Origin of the sequence: Acidovorax sp. (assembly GCF_046314175.1) — a bacterium.
Taxonomy (GTDB): Bacteria; Pseudomonadota; Gammaproteobacteria; order Burkholderiales; family Burkholderiaceae_C; genus Acidovorax.
This window is the reverse complement of the sequence record NZ_JBKBXG010000006.1, coordinates 14,460-29,183: the sequence shown is the minus strand read 5'-3', so window position 1 is coordinate 29,183 and position 14,724 is coordinate 14,460. Positions and strand designations below refer to the sequence as shown.

The window sequence follows — 14,724 nt, the reverse complement described above, 5'->3', positions numbered from 1 at the left end:
CCCCAGGTAAAGAATTGATGCAGCGCAAAGCTTGGCCCCTCCACCAGGGCGGGCTCACCAAACAATCCGGCTTGTCGGTTCGCCAGCGGACAGACGGCCGAAACGCAGCGCCCGTCGCCCTGCACCAATCAGTGCGCGTGGACGAGTCCCAGATGGGAGAGCCCCGCGCGCACCCTGTACTCGCTAGGGCTGCACCCCACATGCGCGCGAAATGCCCGGCTGAAATGCGCGCTGTTGCTGAACCCCCAGGACAGCGCAATGTCAGTCACCGAGCGCTGTGCATGGGCCGGGTGGCGCAGGTCGCGCAGGCAGGCCTCCAGGCGGCGGCGCTGGATCATGGCGGCCAGCGTTTCCTCATCGTCAGAGACCGCGTTGTACAGGTGCCGCTTGCTGCAGTTGAGCGCCTGGGCCATGCGGTCGATGGTCAGATCAGGGTCGCCCAGATGGCGGTCGATGTACTGGCTGATGCGGTCGCGCAGGGCCTCGCGCTGCGACAGCATGCTCTCTTGCCCATTGCGCTCCAACAGCGACAGCTGCACCAGGTGTGTGATCACATCGGCCACCCCGTCGGCAGCAGCATCGGACATGGTGGGCAGCTCGGAGAACGCGGCACGCATGGTGTCCCACGCAAGCCGCGACACGCCCGACGTGCCCGAGAAGCGCTGCACCATCAGGTCGTCGAGCTTGAGCTTGCGCTCGGGCAGCTGCTCTTTGGGGATCATCAGCACCATCTGGCGCACGGCCTCGGGGTTGCTCACGGCGTACGCGCGCGTGGTGTCATACACGCTCCATTCGCCGGGTGACAACCACACCTGGCGGCCGTTCTGCTCAAAACACGCGCGCCCTTCGAGCTGCGCTACCACCTTGATATAGGCCCGGTCGCTGCCACGAATCAAGCTAGGTGTGCGCACCACACGGTGGCGGCTGACGTTGAGCTGGCAGAGATTCACATAGCCCGCCTGGCCCGAGGTGATGTGGCCCGCAAAGGCCTCATCGCCAAACGCATCCGACTCCAGCCCCCCAATGAGTCGCCAGACCGCGTCGCCCCACAGATGCAGGCGGTCGCGCGCAGGCACGGCGTCGGTCGATACCTCGGTCAGGGGGTGGGCCATGGTGTCTCCAAGGGGGTTGCGCGAACCAGATCGTTATGCGGCTGAATTATCGACTGCAAGGGTATCCCGTGCCGTCCGGGGAAATCCGGGTAAACCCGCTGCCGCCTGCACGCTGAGGCAAGCGTTTTGTGCACGCTCAGCGCAGCGCACAACGGCCCGTCTGCCTACGATCCAGTGACGGTTTGCACCACGCAGGCCTCCATCCGAGGAGACAACAAATGACACAGCAGCATCAACCATCCAAGCGTCAGTGGATCAAGGGAGCCGCCGCCACAGTAGGCACCCTGGCCGTGGCGCCGCAACTGTGGGCCCAAGGCAGTAGCAGCGGCCCCGTTCGCATTGGCTACGCCATCGCCCGCACAGGCCCCTGGGCAGCCGGCGCGCAGGTCAGTCAGGAACCCAACTATCTGCTGTGGGCCGAGCAGGTCAACGCAGCGGGGGGCCTCAGCGTGAAAGGCTCCAAGCGCCCCATCGAACTCATCGGCTACGACGACCGCAGCGAAACCGAGACCTGCGTGCGCACCTACGAAAAGCTCATGGGCAGCGACAAGGTGGATCTGATCCTCCCGCCCTGGGGCTCGGGCGCCAACTTCGCCATCGCGCCGCTGGCCAACCGCTTCGGCTACCCGCTGCTGGCGCCCACGGCACTGTCGCGCAAGCTCATCGACATGAACCTGCCCTACTTCTTCTCGCTGCTGCAGCAGCCCGACAAGATGATGGGCGCGCTGGTGGACATGCTGGTGGCCAACAACGTGAAGACCATTGCCATCGTCTACATGGACGACCTGTTTGGCCTGGAAAATTTCGCAGCGCTGAACGCAGCGCTCAAGAAGACCAGCATCCAGGTGGTGGAGCGCAAGAGCTACCCGCTGGGCGTGAAGGACCTCGCGCCGGTGCTGCGCGGCATCAAGGACCAGAACCCCGACGCCTTTATCGGCATCACCTACCCGCCCGACACCATCCTGGCCAGCCGCCAGGCGCGCGAGGTGGGGCTGAACCCCAAGTTTTTCTATGCCTCGGTGGGCACGGCCTTCCAGCTCTACAAGAACGTGATGCAGGCCAACACCGAAGGCGTGATCGGCATGGGCTCGTGGAGCGTGAAGACCAGCCCCGAGGCCAAGGCGTACTTCGACGCACACGTGAAGAAGTTCAACAAGGAGCCGGATCGCTGGGCCAGCGGCCACTCGTGGGCCGCGCTGCAGATCCTGCAGCAGGCGGTGGAAAAGGCGGGCCTGGACCGCAAGGCACTGCGCGAGCACATCGCCAAGAACGAGTTCAAGACCATCCTGGGCGGCATCCGCTTTGCGGGCAGCGAGAACGCCTCCATCCCGGGCACAGTGAGCCAGTGGCAGGGCAGCGACTTTGAAGTCGTCTGGCCCAAGGACCGCGCTACAGCACAGCTCAATACCGCCAAACCCGCTTGGAAATAACAAAGTGTCTTTGACTTCCTGGGCCGAACTGGTCGCCAGTGGCCTCATTACCGGCGGCATCTATGCGCTGGTGGCCATGGGCCTGAATCTGCAATACGGGCTGATGCGCATCATGAACATCTCGCATGGCGAGTTTCTGATGCTCGGCGCCTTCCTCACCTGGTCGGCGCACACCCTGTGGGGCATCTCGCCTTTGCTGCTCATGCCGCTGGCTTTTGTCGCATTGTTTGTGCTGGGTGTGGTGGTGCACGCGCTGTGCTTCAAGCGCCTGGCGGCGCGCGCGCCGAACGTGGATGTGTTCGAGGCGCGCAGCCTGATGGTGGGCTTCGGCCTGATGTTTCTGGTGCAGAACACCGCCCTCTTGATCTGGGGTGGTGACCTGCGCGGGTATGAATACCTGTCCGACCCGGTGCAGATTGCGGGCATGCGCTTCACCGAGAACAAGCTGGTGCTGTTTGGCGTGGCACTGGCGCTGTCGGCAGCGCTGATTGCGCTGCTCAAGCTCACGCTGCTGGGCAAGGCGGTGCGGGCGCTGATGCAATCGCCCACCGGGGCGCAGCTGGTGGGCATCAACACGCGGCGACTGCACCCCATGATGTTTGGCATTGGCCTGGGTCTGTCGGGCGTGGCGGGGGCACTGTTGTCCATGACCTACGAGATATCCCCATCAATGGGCGAGCCCTACACCGTGACGGCGCTGATCGTCATCACGCTGGGCGGCTTCGGCAGCCTGGCGGGTAGCCTGGCTGGCGGCCTGCTGCTGGGTGTGGTCGAAGCCCTGGGCATGCACTTCAGCAGCCCGTCTCTCAAGATGCTGCTGAGCTATGCGGTGTTCATCGGCGTGCTCATATGGCGCCCCAACGGACTCTTTTCGAAAAAATGACTTCCCTTCATTCCAACAAGCCCTGGCTGGCGCTGGCTGCGGGGGGGGCGGTTGTCGCCACCCTGCCGTGGATGGTGTCTGAGTTCATGGCTTCCGTGCTGCTCAGCTGCCTGATGTACATCGCGCTGGCCACCAGCTGGTCGCTGTTCTGCGGGGCCACGCGGTATCTGTCGCTGGCTACATCTGCCTTCTTCGGCATCGGCGCCTACACCAGCGCCACGCTGTTGGCAGTGCTGCCCTGGCCGCTGGTGATTCTGAGCGGCGCGCTGATTGCCACCGTGGTGGCGGTGGTGATGGGAGCTGCCGTGCTGCACCTGCGCGGCACCTACTTTGCCGTGCTGACCTTCGGCATGACGGAGCTGATCCGCCACGCCGTGACTTTTGTCGAAAAACAGGTCTCGGGCACCGTCGGCCGCGTGCTGACGGTGGTGCCCAGCAACGAAACCGTGTACCTCACCGTGCTGCTGATTGCGGCCGCTGCCATCGCCACATCCATCGCCATCCAGCGCAGCCGCTTTGGACTAGCGCTGTCGGGCATCGGTGCCGACGAGCAGCGTGCGCAGACCCTGGGCGTAGACACGCGTCTGGCCAAGATCGCAGGCTTTGGCATCACCGCTGCCTTTGCGGGCGCCGTGGGCGCGGCCATGGCCGTGCGCTGGACCTACATCGAGCCCGCAGCCGTGTTCAGCCCCTTCATCGGCTTTCAGACGGTGCTGATCGCACTCATCGGCGGCGCGACCAGCATTGGCGGCCCGGTGCTCGCTGCCATTGTGTTCAGCCTGCTTGCCGAAACGCTGCGCCTGCAGCTGCCCTACGGCTACATGATGGTGCTGGGCCTGCTGCTCATTCTGTGCGTGATGTATTTGCCCAACGGCCTGGCCACGCTGTGGCAGCGGCGCAAACCTGCTGCAGGGGCGCACCATGGCTGAAGCCCTTTTAACCATTGACAGCGTGACCGTGCGCTTTGGCGGCCTCACCGCCGTGGACGGGGTGAGCGCCACACTGCACACGGGCGAGCTCATCGGCATCATCGGCCCCAACGGTGCAGGCAAGACCACGTTCTTCAACGCCATCTCGGGCGTGCAGCCGCCCACCTCGGGCACGCTGCATTGCGGTGCCGACGACCTCACCTGCAAAGGCCCGCACCACTATGCCGCGCACGGCATTGCACGCACCTTCCAGACGCCCCGCGTGTTCCCCGACATGACAGTGCGCGACAACGTGCGCTTTGGCATGCAGTTCGCGGGCCGCCACCGCCAGGGCCCCGTGGGCCTGCGCAACGAAGACGAGATCCTGGCCATGCTGGGCCTGGCGCACCTGGCGGACCGCCCTGCCGCCGATGTGACGCCGTCGCAGCAGCGCCTGCTGGAGATCGGCATGGCCCTGGGCACACGCCCGCGCCTGTTGCTGCTCGACGAGGTGGCCGCGGGCCTCACCGAGTCCGAGGTCGATGCCATGGCCCAGCGCATCCGCCGCCTGCGCGACGACTATGGCCTGACCGTGGTGTGGATCGAGCACGCGGTGACTACGCTACTCAAGTACGTGGAGCGCGTGCTGGTACTGCACCAGGGCCGCAAGATTGCCGACGGCGCGCCCGCCGAGGTGGTGCGCGACCCGCAGGTGATCGAAGCCTATCTGGGTGACGAAATGGCCAGCAGCAAGGAACAAGGAGCCACGGCATGAGCGGCGCACACCTCACCGTGCAGAACCTGACCACCGGCTACCATGGCTTTCAGGTGCTGCAGGACCTGACGTTGGAGGCCGCGCCCGGCATCACCGTGATCGTGGGCCCCAACGGTGCGGGCAAGACCACGCTGCTCAAGGCCCTCGCGGGCCTGCTGCCGCGCCAGGGTACCGTGCAACTCGACGGCCAGGCCGTGCCTGCAATGAATGCCACGGCCTGCGTGCAACGCGGCCTGGCGCTGGTGGCAGAAGGCCGCCAGCTGTTCCCGCAGATGACAGTGACCGAGAACCTGGAGCTGGGCGGCTGGCTGGTGCCATCGCGGGTGCGTGCCGAGCGGTTGCACCAGGCGTTCGAGGACTTTCCGCGTCTCAAGGAACGCGCCACGCAGCTGGCAGGCACCATGAGCGGCGGCGAGCAGCAGATGGTGGCCGTGGCCCGCGCCATGATGAGCGGCCCGCGCCTCTTGATGCTGGACGAGCCCTCGCTGGGCCTGGCGCCGCGCATGGTCGATGAGCTGCTGGCCATCGTGCAGCGCATTGCCGCGCAGGGCGTGACGGTGCTGATGGTGGAGCAGAACGTGCGCAAGGCGCTGCAGGTGGCGCAGCGCGGTTATGTGCTGGAGCGCGGGCGCATCGTGGCGTCCGGCGCAGCCTCCGACTTGCTGAAGTCCGACGTGGTGCGCCAGGCCTACCTCGGCGTCGCTTGAACACCCTTTCCCCTTTTCTCTGTTCTTTTTCAGGAGCTTTCTTCCATGACTGCCATTTCTATGCTGATCAACGGCGAGCGCGTGCAAGCCACCGGTGGTGCCACATTCGAGCGCCGCAACCCACTGGACGGCTCAGTAGCCACCACCGCGCCCGCCGCAACGGTTGCTGATGCCAAAGCCGCCGCCGACGCGGCCGCCAAGGCCTTCCCTGCCTGGTCGTCGATGGGGCCCAATGCACGCCGGGCGTTGCTGCTCAAGGCCGCACACGCACTCGAAGCCCGCACCGCCGACTTTGCTGCCGCCATGGCAGCAGAAACCGGAGCGTCTGGCATGTGGGCGGGCTTCAACGTGCACCTTGCTGCGGGCCTGCTGCAAGAGGCTGCGGCACTGACCACGCAGATCGCAGGCGAGGTGATCCCCTCCGACGTGCCGGGCAGCCTGGCCATGGGCGTGCGCCAGGCGGCGGGCGTGGTGCTGGGCATTGCACCGTGGAACGCGCCGGTCATCCTGGGTGTGCGTGCCATCGCCACGCCGCTGGCCTGCGGCAACACGGTCATCCTGAAAGGCTCCGAACTGTGCCCCGCCACACACGGCCTCATCATCGAGGCGCTGCAGGAGGCCGGTTTGCCTGCCGGTGTGGTGAACTTTGTGACCAATGCCCCCGCTGACGCAGGCGCTGTAGTCGAGGCCATCGTGGCCCACCCTGCGGTGCGCCGCATCAACTTCACGGGCTCCACCAAGGTGGGCCGCATCATTGCGCAGACCTGCGCCAAGTACCTCAAGCCGGTGGTGCTGGAGCTGGGCGGCAAGGCGCCTCTCTTGGTGCTGGACGATGCCGACATCGACGCCGCCGTGGCGGGCACGGTGTTTGGCGCGTTCGCCAACTCGGGCCAGATCTGCATGTCCACCGAACGCATCATCGTGGACAACGCCGTGGCCGACGAGTTCGTGGCCAAGCTGGGCGCACGCGCCCAATCCCTGCCCCTGGGCGACCCGCGCAAGGGCCCGGTGGTGCTGGGATCGGTGGTGGACATGGCCACCGTGCACCGCTGCAACGCGCTGATCGACGACGCACTGGCCAAGGGTGCCACGCTGGTCTGCGGCGGCAAGAGCGATAGCACGCTGATGCAGGCCACGGTGCTCGACCATGTGACGGCCGAGATGGACATCTACCGAGAAGAGTCGTTCGGCCCCGTCAAGCCCGTGGTGCGCGTGAACGGTGTGGAAGAAGCGATTACCTGCGCCAACGACAACGAGTTCGGGCTGTCGTCCGCCGTGTTCAGCCGCGACGTGGCCAAGGCCTGGAACGTGGCGGCGCGCATCGAATCAGGCATCTGCCACATCAACGGCCCCACCGTGCACGACGAAGGCCAGATGCCTTTTGGCGGCGTAAAAAGTTCGGGCTATGGCCGCTTTGGCGGCATGGCCGGTGTGCGCGAGTTCACCGAGTTGCGCTGGATCACGGTGCAGACTACGCCGCGCCACTATCCGTTCTAAATATCAAAAAAGATAGCTGCTAGCGCTTTATGGATAAGCGCTAGCGGCACTTTTTGCCATATTCTTCAAGCGGCAATCGCATCCAGCGGCCAGCGCGGCTTCACGTCAAACGCGTAGTCGGTTCTGGCCTCTTGCTGCCCCGCCTGCAGGCGCATGGCGGCGGCCATGGCGATCATGGCGCCGTTGTCGGTGCACAGGTGCAGCTCGGGGTAGTGCACGCGCACCTTGTTTTGCGCGCAGGCAGCGTTGAGCTGCGCGCGCAGGTGCCGGTTGGCGCCCACGCCGCCAGCGACCACGACGCGCGTCAGGCCGGTCTGCTTGAGCGCCGTGAGCGTCTTTTTCACCAGCACGTCCACAATGGCCGCCTCGGTGCTGGCCGCTAGGTCTGCCTTGCGGGTTTCGAGTTCGTCACCCAGCTTTTTGGCCTGCGTCAGCACGGCGGTCTTGAGCCCGGCAAAAGAGAAATCGAGGTTGCCGCTGTGCAGCAGCGGGCGCGGCAGTTTGAAGGCCGCCGGGTCGCCCTGCTCGGCCAGGCGCGACAGCGCCGGGCCGCCCGGGTATCCCAGGCCCATGAGCTTGGCGGACTTGTCGAACGCCTCTCCGGCGGCGTCGTCAATGGTTTCACCCAGGATTTCGTAGCGGCCCACGCCGTCCACACGCATCAGCTGGGTGTGACCGCCGGACACCAGCAAAGCGACGAAAGGAAATTCAGGCGGATCAGCGCTCAGGAACGGCGAGAGCAAGTGCCCTTCCAGGTGGTGCACGCCCAGCACCGGCTTGCCCAGGGCTGCGCCCAGTGCGCAGGCCACGCCCGCGCCCACCAGCAGCGCACCAGCCAAGCCGGGCCCTCGGGTGTAGGCCACCACATCCACATCGGCGAGCGACTGGCCCGACTCATTCAGCACCTGCGTGGTCAGGGGCAGCACGCGGCGGATGTGGTCGCGGCTGGCCAGTTCGGGCACCACGCCGCCGTAGGCCTGGTGCATGTCGATTTGGCTGTGCAGCGCGTGCGACAGCAAGGTCGGCACGGCATTGCCGGTGGAGCGGACCAACGCCACGCCCGTTTCGTCACACGAAGATTCAATACCCAGGATCAGCAAGCTCATGCCCCGAGTGTAAAACCCGACCCTTCACCGGGCCGGATGCAAAAACCCCTGCGGGCGGTGACCGACAGGGGTTGAGCGGAGAAACTTGGCTGTGCTTTGTAGTTACCAGCGGTCCGACCGCATCCGCAGCTCCCAGGCCCCGCCGCGCAGCTCGTACACGCCCACGGCGCCGTAGCGCTGCTCGCCCTTGTCGTCCCAGGTCATGGTGCCGATCACCGGTGCATAGCCGTTGATGCTGTGCATGGCCTTGGTGATGTCCTTGGGGTCGGCCGACTTGGCCTTCTGGATGGCGGCAGACAGCACGTACATGCTGTCATAGCTGTAGTGGCCGCCATAAGCGGGCGGCTTTTTGTACGCCTCGATGTACTTTTCGAGGAAGGGCTTGCCGGTGGTGAACTCTTTGGCCTCCAGCACGGGCGACGTGGCGTAGATGCCTTCGACCATGCCCATGGCCTTGGTCATGTCGGTGGTCTTGATGGTGTCGCCGCCCAGCAGGCTGACCTTGGTGTGGTCGACCTTGCGCAGAGCTTCGAGCAGGGCCAGGGCCTGGAAGTCGTTGAGGGTGGAGACGATCACCTCGACCTTGGCGGCCTTCAGCTCGCCCGCCAGTTCATCAAAGGCCACGGTCTTGTCGTCAAACGACTTGCGCACCAGCACTTCTTTCTTCTCGGCCTTGAGCTGCTCTGCCGCGCCGTCGGCCAGGCCCTTGCCGTAGGGCGTGCCGTCGTCCAGCGCGGCATAGCGGGTGGCGCCCAATTGCGTGGCCGCAAACGAGCCAATGGCGCGCGCCTGCAGGGTGTCGTTGGCCACCATGCGGAAGGTAGTGGGGAAACCCAGCTGCGTGAACTTGGGGTTAGTGGAGATAGCGATCTGCGCGATGTTTTTGGCGGCGTAGATGGGCGCGGTTTCAATGCTGACGCCCGAGTTGAGGTGGCCCACCACCGCCACCACACCGGCATCTACCAGTTGCTGGGCCACGGTCTTGCCGGTGGCGGCGTCGGCCTTGTCGTCCACCGACACCACCTCCAGCGTCACACGCTTGCCGTCTACGGTGTAGCCCCCCTTGTTCAGCTCGGCCACGGCCAGGTTCACGCCGTTGAGCAAGTCTTGCCCCAAAGCACCCAGTGGGCCGCTCAGGGGTTGGGCCACACCGATCTTGATGGTGTCGGGCACTTTGCTGCAACCCGCCAGGAGAACGGCCGTGGCGATGGCCGTGAGAGCCAGACTGGCCGAGAATCGGCGCCGGTCGAGGTGTTGGTTCATGCAGAAAACTCCATAGCAATATGTCAATGTGACCGGATGTATATGCGACGCTGTTTCTTGCGGCTACCGGGAATGCCCTGCCGCGCTTCAAACTATTAGCAAGTTTCAGGCCCCGCAAGCCAGCGGGCCGCGTGCGGGGCCTGTTCCCGAGGGTATGCACCGCTTCGATGCACCAATTTGTGGCGTAAAAATTGCTTATGCTCACGGCATGAATGAGGCTTTGCGCATCGTGGTGGTGGCCCCGGATCTGGCCGTGACCGACCCTGACGACGAACACGCCCTGCTGCAGGCAGAGCGGTCGCGGGCGCTGCGCATTGGGTTGCTGGAGAACAACTTCAACCTGGTGGCCACGCTGCCCGCTGACGTGTTCTTGAGCGACCGGCTGGCCCAGTTGCAACCCGACCTGATCATCGTGGACGCCGAGAGCGAGGCCCGCGACGCGCTCGAACATGTGGTGATGGCCACGCGCGACGAGCGCCGCCCCATCGTGATGTTCACCAACGATGAAGACACCTCGCATGTGAAGGACGCGGTGGCGGCTGGAGTGTCTGCTTACATCGTGGCGGGTCTTTCGCCCCAGCGCATTCGCCCTATCCTGGACGTGGCCATGGCGCGGTTCCAGCACGAGCAGGCCTTGCGCGCCGAGCTGGCCGACGCCAAGACCGAGCTGAAAGACCGCAAGACCATCGACCGCGCCAAGGGCCTGCTGATGGAGCGCCAGGGCCTGACCGAACAGGCCGCTTACGAAAAGCTGCGCAAGACCGCCATGGACAAGGGCCTGAAGCTGGTGGATGTGGCGCAGCGCATGCTGGATGTGATGGACCTGCTCGCCTGAGAGGCCGAGAGTCTTTTATCCATGCCCGCATTGCGCACCAAAACGCCCCGGCTCGGCTAAAAAACTCCCAGCCTCTGAGCCCGCTTCGGCCCAGCTCGGCCAGCCGCACCGATCTGCAGCACTACAACCGTCTGCCCACGCACTTCATGGTGCAACGCACAACTGCAGTGCGGCCCGCCAGACTGCCCCAACCCAACAAAATTCAAGCCAAATTAGCCTCTAGCGCTTGATGGCAAAGCACTAGCAGCTATCAAAATTAAAGCAATCAGGTTGGAAAACAGCGCCGACAAGGCTGGCACGCAGCTTGCATTACACAAGCAAGACCAACGATGGTCTCACCACGAACAGCACTGACCCAATGGCGGGCCGGTGCTGCCAAGGAGCCCCAGAACCCGTTCAAAGGCTCCGCACCGGACAAAGGCGTCCCCACCCGCACTCGGCGCTGCTGGCATGTACCCATGTAAGCAGCACCTAGCGCGGTGTGAGGACGCCTTTTTTGTTTTTCACGCCAGGAGGAAAGCCCCATGACCGATCTGCTCAAAACCAGCCTCAACCGCCGCACCGTGCTGCAGGCCGCCAGTGTGGGCGCCGTGGGCGTCAGCCCCGCGCTGCGCGCACTTGTCCACGCCCAGGGCTCAGACGCCCCCGAGAAGAAGGAAGTCAAGATCGGCTTCATCCCGCTGACCGACTGCGCCAGCGTGGTCATGGCCTCGGTGCTGGGCTTTGACAAGAAGTACGGCGTCACCATCATCCCCACCAAGGAGGCCAGCTGGGCCGGTGTGCGCGACAAGCTGGTGAACGGCGAACTCGACTTTGCCCACGTGCTGTACGGCCTGATCTATGGCGTGCACTTGGGCACCGCCGGCCCCAAAAAGGATATGGCCGTGCTGATGAACCTGAACCACAACGGCCAGGCCATCACCCTGTCGAAAGCATTGGCAGACAAGGGCGCCGTGGACGGCCCATCGCTGGCCGCGCTGATGGCCAAGGAAAAGCGTGAATACACCTTCGCGGGCACCTTCCCGACTGGCACGCATGCGATGTGGCTCCACTACTGGCTGGCGGCTGCGGGCATCAACCCGCTGTCGGGTGCCAAGCTGATCACCGTGCCGCCACCGCAGATGGTGGCCAACATGCGCGTAGGCAACATGGACGGTTTCTGCGTGGGCGAGCCCTGGAACCACCGCGCCATCATGGACGGCATCGGAGTGACCGCCAACACCACGCAGGACATCTGGAAGGACCACCCCGAGAAGGTGCTGGGTACGTCGGCCGAGTTCGTCAAGAAGAACCCCAACACCACCCGCGCCGTGATGATGGCTGTGCTGGAGGCCAGCCAGTGGATTGACGCCAGCCTGTCCAACAAGATGAAGATGGCCGAGACCGTGGCCCAGAAGTCCTACATCAACACCAGTGTGGATGCCATCAACCAGCGCATTCTGGGCCGCTATCAGAACGGCATGGGCAAGACCTGGGACGACCCCAACCACATGAAGTTCTTCAACGACGGCGCGGTGAACTTCCCGTACCTGTCAGACGGCATGTGGTTCCTGACCCAGCACAAGCGCTGGGGCCTGCTCAAGAGCCACCCCGACTACCTGGCCGTGGCGAAACAGGTCAACCAGGTCGATCTGTACAAGTCCGTCGCCAGCGCCATGAAGATCAACGTGCCCAAGGACGTGATGCGCACCAGCAAGCTCATCGATGGCGTGGTGTGGGACGGCAAGGACCCCGCCAAGTACGCGGACGGTTTCAAGATCAAGGCTTAAGCGCAAATCGCTCCCTTCGCATCGCCGCACAGCCCGCCAGCCCCCGCTCCAGCAAGCCCTGCACACAGGAGAAAACCATGGTCAGTGCCGTTTTTCACCCCCCGTTAGATGCAGCCCCCGTGGCTGCAAAAAATGCTATGAATAATGTAGCTGGCAGCGCAATACCTGCAAGCGCTAGAGGCCAAAAACACCCCAATCCTGCAGCCGCAGGTACGGTGACCGCCAACGCGGCAGCCCCCGCCCGCGACTGGGCCGCGTTGTCGCGCAGCTTCTGGATGGCGGTGTTGCCGCCGCTGTGTGGCCTGGGCTTGCTGGTGGGCCTGTGGGCGGTGGTGTCCACCACCACGGGGGGCAGCATTCCGAGCCCCAAGGACACGTGGCTGCAGGCGCTGGAGGTGTTCAGCAACCCGTTCTACAGCAACGGTCCCAACGACCAGGGGGTGGGCTGGAATGTGCTGATGAGCCTGCAGCGCGTGGCCATCGGCTTTGGCATGGCGGCGCTGGTAGGCATTCCGGCGGGCTTCGTGATCGGGCGGTTCAACTTTTTGTCGCGCATGTTCAACCCGCTCATCAGCCTGCTGCGCCCGGTGTCGCCCCTGGCATGGCTGCCCATTGGTTTGCTGGTGTTCAAGGGTGCCAACCCGGCCGCCATCTGGACCATCTTCATCTGCTCCATCTGGCCCATGATCATCAACACCGCCGTGGGCGTGCAGCGCGTGCCGCAAGACTACATGAACGTGGCCCGCGTGCTCAACCTCTCCGAATGGAAGATCGCCACCAAGATCCTGTTCCCTGCCGTGCTGCCCTACATGCTGACCGGCGTGCGCCTGGCCGTGGGCACCGCGTGGCTGGTGATCGTGGCGGCCGAGATGCTGACGGGCGGCGTGGGCATTGGCTTCTGGGTGTGGGACGAGTGGAACAACCTCAACGTCAAGAACATCATCATCGCCATCTTCGTGATCGGCATCGTGGGGCTGGTGCTGGAGTTCGCGCTCATCAAGCTGGCCACGGCATTCACGTTTGAAGAGGTAAAAGCATGAACACGACCACCACAGCAGCATCCGCACACCCCTCCATGAGCACCAAGTTCATCGAGGTCCACGGCGTCGAGCAGACCTTCAAGACGGCCAAGGGCCTGTTCCCCGCGCTGCGCGACATCAACCTGACGATTGCCAAGGGCGAGTTCGTGGCGCTGATTGGTCACTCGGGCTGCGGCAAATCCACGCTGCTCAACCTGATCGCCGGGCTGACCACGCCCACCAACGGTGTGCTGCTGTGCGCCAACAAGGAAATCAAGGGCCCTGGGCCAGAGCGCGCGGTGGTGTTCCAGAACCACTCGCTGCTGCCCTGGCTGACCTGCTTTGACAACATCTACCTGGCTGTGGAGCGCGTGTTTGGCGGCAAGGAGAACAAGGCCCAGCTCAAGGCCCGCACCGACGCCGCACTGGCCCTGGTGGGCCTCACGCCCGCTGGGCAAAAACGCCCCGGTGAAATCTCGGGCGGCATGAAGCAACGCGTAGGCATTGCCCGGGCCCTCTCCATGGAGCCCCAGGTGCTGCTGATGGACGAACCCTTCGGTGCACTGGACGCGTTGACCCGCGCCAAGCTGCAGGACGAGCTGTTGGAGATCGTCGCCCGCACCCAGAGCACAGTCGTGATGGTGACCCACGATGTGGACGAGGCCGTGCTGCTGTCCGACAAGATCGTGATGATGACCAACGGCCCTGCTGCGACGATTGGCGAGGTGCTGTCGGTAGACCTGCCCCGCCCCCGCAAGCGCGTGGAACTGGCCGAAGACCCACAGTACGTGCAATACCGCAAGGCGGTGATCGACTTCCTGTACACGCGTCAAGGGCACGTAGAAAAAGCCGCTTGAGCCGCCGGGTCGGCGGCGGCCCAGGCACCCAAAACAAAAAGGCTCTGACCGGATCGGTCAGAGCCTTTTTTACGTTCAATGGCTTCCGGTGATGTATTGCTCCAGCTGCTCAATGATGAATTTCTGCTCGGAGATGATGTCCTTGACCAAATCGCCGATGGAGATCATGCCCACCAGCTTGCCACTGTTGTCTACCACGGGCAGGTGGCGCAGGCGGCCGGTGCTCATGATCTGCATGCACTGTTCGCTGGTCTGCTCGGGCCGTACAAAACGCACGGCGGTGGTCATCACGTCGCGCGCCAGCGTGGCGGCTGACGTACGGCCCAGCAGGGCGATCTTTCGGGCGTAATCGCGCTCGGTGAAGATGCCCACAATCGCATCCCCCTCGGTCACCACCAAGGCCCCGATGTGCTTGTCGGCCATCAGTTGGAGCGCATCAAACACCGATGCCGTGGGCGCGATGGTGTGGACAGTGGTGTCTGGCTTGGACTGAAGAATCTTGGCAACTGCGGTCATGGAACCTCCCTCGTAAAACCTGGAACAGGTACAGCCAGATTTCAGCC

The 14,724-nt window shown here is 64.3% G+C and carries 14 protein-coding genes; 10 read left to right on the top strand and 4 right to left on the bottom strand.

Annotated elements, in window-relative coordinates:
• Positions 1-128: 128 nt before the first annotated feature.
• Positions 129-1,112: a helix-turn-helix domain-containing protein gene (locus ACK4OE_RS02870; RefSeq protein WP_409882862.1), complete on the bottom strand. Its 984-nt coding sequence runs from the start codon at positions 1,110-1,112 to the stop codon at positions 129-131.
• A gap of 218 nt (positions 1,113-1,330) precedes the next feature.
• Between ACK4OE_RS02870 and ACK4OE_RS02865 the strand changes: the two genes are divergently transcribed.
• The 6 genes from ACK4OE_RS02865 to ACK4OE_RS02840 are packed head-to-tail and all read left to right on the top strand — an operon-like array spanning position 1,331 to position 7,312.
• Positions 1,331-2,542: an amino acid ABC transporter substrate-binding protein gene (locus tag ACK4OE_RS02865; protein WP_409882861.1), complete on the top strand. Its 1,212-nt coding sequence runs from the start codon at positions 1,331-1,333 to the stop codon at positions 2,540-2,542.
• 4 nt (positions 2,543-2,546) lie between these two features.
• The gene (locus ACK4OE_RS02860) at positions 2,547-3,425 is read left to right on the top strand and encodes a branched-chain amino acid ABC transporter permease (protein ID WP_409882860.1); all 879 of its coding nucleotides are present in this window, start codon (positions 2,547-2,549) and stop codon (positions 3,423-3,425) included.
• Positions 3,422-4,354 (top strand): branched-chain amino acid ABC transporter permease, encoded by a 933-nt coding sequence (locus tag ACK4OE_RS02855; RefSeq protein ID WP_409882859.1) that lies wholly within the window; start codon positions 3,422-3,424, stop codon positions 4,352-4,354. Before ACK4OE_RS02860 ends, ACK4OE_RS02855 begins: the two co-directional genes overlap by 4 nt.
• On the top strand, positions 4,347-5,108 hold the full coding sequence (locus ACK4OE_RS02850) for an ABC transporter ATP-binding protein (RefSeq protein WP_409882858.1): 762 nt from the start codon (positions 4,347-4,349) through the stop codon (positions 5,106-5,108). The genes ACK4OE_RS02855 and ACK4OE_RS02850 overlap by 8 nt, the downstream gene beginning before the upstream one ends.
• On the top strand, positions 5,105-5,815 hold the full coding sequence (locus ACK4OE_RS02845; RefSeq protein ID WP_409882857.1) for an ABC transporter ATP-binding protein: 711 nt from the start codon (positions 5,105-5,107) through the stop codon (positions 5,813-5,815). Before ACK4OE_RS02850 ends, ACK4OE_RS02845 begins: the two co-directional genes overlap by 4 nt.
• Before the next feature lie 45 nt (positions 5,816-5,860).
• Entirely contained in the window at positions 5,861-7,312 is a 1,452-nt protein-coding gene (locus ACK4OE_RS02840) for an aldehyde dehydrogenase (RefSeq protein WP_409882856.1), read from the top strand.
• 65 nt (positions 7,313-7,377) lie between these two features.
• Here ACK4OE_RS02840 and tsaD read toward each other — a convergent pair whose 3' ends face one another.
• Positions 7,378-8,418, bottom strand: coding sequence for a tRNA (adenosine(37)-N6)-threonylcarbamoyltransferase complex transferase subunit TsaD (gene tsaD / locus ACK4OE_RS02835; protein WP_409882855.1), 1,041 nt, complete (start codon positions 8,416-8,418; stop codon positions 7,378-7,380).
• Positions 8,419-8,520: 102 nt separating this feature from the next.
• Complete coding sequence (locus tag ACK4OE_RS02830; RefSeq protein WP_409882854.1) at positions 8,521-9,681, bottom strand: branched-chain amino acid ABC transporter substrate-binding protein; 1,161 nt, start codon at positions 9,679-9,681, stop codon at positions 8,521-8,523.
• A gap of 208 nt (positions 9,682-9,889) precedes the next feature.
• On the opposite strand from ACK4OE_RS02830, the gene ACK4OE_RS02825 reads away from it, so the two are divergent.
• The 4 genes from ACK4OE_RS02825 (at position 9,890) to ACK4OE_RS02810 (ending at position 14,161) form a co-directional block, all read left to right on the top strand.
• The gene (locus tag ACK4OE_RS02825; RefSeq protein ID WP_409882852.1) at positions 9,890-10,516 is read left to right on the top strand and encodes an ANTAR domain-containing response regulator; all 627 of its coding nucleotides are present in this window, start codon (positions 9,890-9,892) and stop codon (positions 10,514-10,516) included.
• A 524-nt stretch (positions 10,517-11,040) separates the two neighbouring features.
• Positions 11,041-12,285 (top strand): CmpA/NrtA family ABC transporter substrate-binding protein, encoded by a 1,245-nt coding sequence (locus ACK4OE_RS02820; protein WP_409882851.1) that lies wholly within the window; start codon positions 11,041-11,043, stop codon positions 12,283-12,285.
• A 77-nt stretch (positions 12,286-12,362) separates the two neighbouring features.
• Positions 12,363-13,325, top strand: coding sequence for a nitrate ABC transporter permease (gene ntrB / locus ACK4OE_RS02815; protein ID WP_409882849.1), 963 nt, complete (start codon positions 12,363-12,365; stop codon positions 13,323-13,325).
• Positions 13,322-14,161, top strand: a complete 840-nt coding sequence (locus ACK4OE_RS02810; RefSeq protein ID WP_409882848.1) for an ABC transporter ATP-binding protein — start codon at positions 13,322-13,324, stop codon at positions 14,159-14,161. Before ntrB ends, ACK4OE_RS02810 begins: the two co-directional genes overlap by 4 nt.
• A 75-nt stretch (positions 14,162-14,236) precedes the next feature.
• On the opposite strand, the gene ACK4OE_RS02805 is transcribed toward ACK4OE_RS02810, so the two are convergent.
• Positions 14,237-14,677 carry a CBS domain-containing protein gene (locus tag ACK4OE_RS02805; RefSeq protein ID WP_409882846.1) on the bottom strand — a complete coding sequence of 147 codons (441 nt, stop codon included), beginning with the start codon at positions 14,675-14,677 and terminating at the stop codon, positions 14,237-14,239.
• Positions 14,678-14,724: the final 47 nt, after the last annotated feature.

Bases quoted from the DNA above. Each gene is read 5' to 3' on its own strand.
- ACK4OE_RS02810 (WP_409882848.1), top strand. From the start codon at position 13,322: ATGAACACGACCACCACAGCAGCATCCGCACACCCCTCCATGAGCACC.
- ACK4OE_RS02805 (WP_409882846.1), bottom strand. From the start codon at position 14,677: ATGACCGCAGTTGCCAAGATTCTTCAGTCCAAGCCAGACACCACTGTC.
- ACK4OE_RS02855 (WP_409882859.1), top strand. From the start codon at position 3,422: ATGACTTCCCTTCATTCCAACAAGCCCTGGCTGGCGCTGGCTGCGGGG.
- ACK4OE_RS02840 (WP_409882856.1), top strand. From the start codon at position 5,861: ATGACTGCCATTTCTATGCTGATCAACGGCGAGCGCGTGCAAGCCACC.
- ACK4OE_RS02870 (WP_409882862.1), bottom strand. From the start codon at position 1,112: ATGGCCCACCCCCTGACCGAGGTATCGACCGACGCCGTGCCTGCGCGC.
- ACK4OE_RS02845 (WP_409882857.1), top strand. From the start codon at position 5,105: ATGAGCGGCGCACACCTCACCGTGCAGAACCTGACCACCGGCTACCAT.
- ACK4OE_RS02825 (WP_409882852.1), top strand. From the start codon at position 9,890: ATGAATGAGGCTTTGCGCATCGTGGTGGTGGCCCCGGATCTGGCCGTG.
- ACK4OE_RS02820 (WP_409882851.1), top strand. From the start codon at position 11,041: ATGACCGATCTGCTCAAAACCAGCCTCAACCGCCGCACCGTGCTGCAG.
- ACK4OE_RS02865 (WP_409882861.1), top strand. From the start codon at position 1,331: ATGACACAGCAGCATCAACCATCCAAGCGTCAGTGGATCAAGGGAGCC.
- ntrB (WP_409882849.1), top strand. From the start codon at position 12,363: ATGGTCAGTGCCGTTTTTCACCCCCCGTTAGATGCAGCCCCCGTGGCT.
- tsaD (WP_409882855.1), bottom strand. From the start codon at position 8,418: ATGAGCTTGCTGATCCTGGGTATTGAATCTTCGTGTGACGAAACGGGC.
- ACK4OE_RS02850 (WP_409882858.1), top strand. From the start codon at position 4,347: ATGGCTGAAGCCCTTTTAACCATTGACAGCGTGACCGTGCGCTTTGGC.
- ACK4OE_RS02830 (WP_409882854.1), bottom strand. From the start codon at position 9,681: ATGAACCAACACCTCGACCGGCGCCGATTCTCGGCCAGTCTGGCTCTC.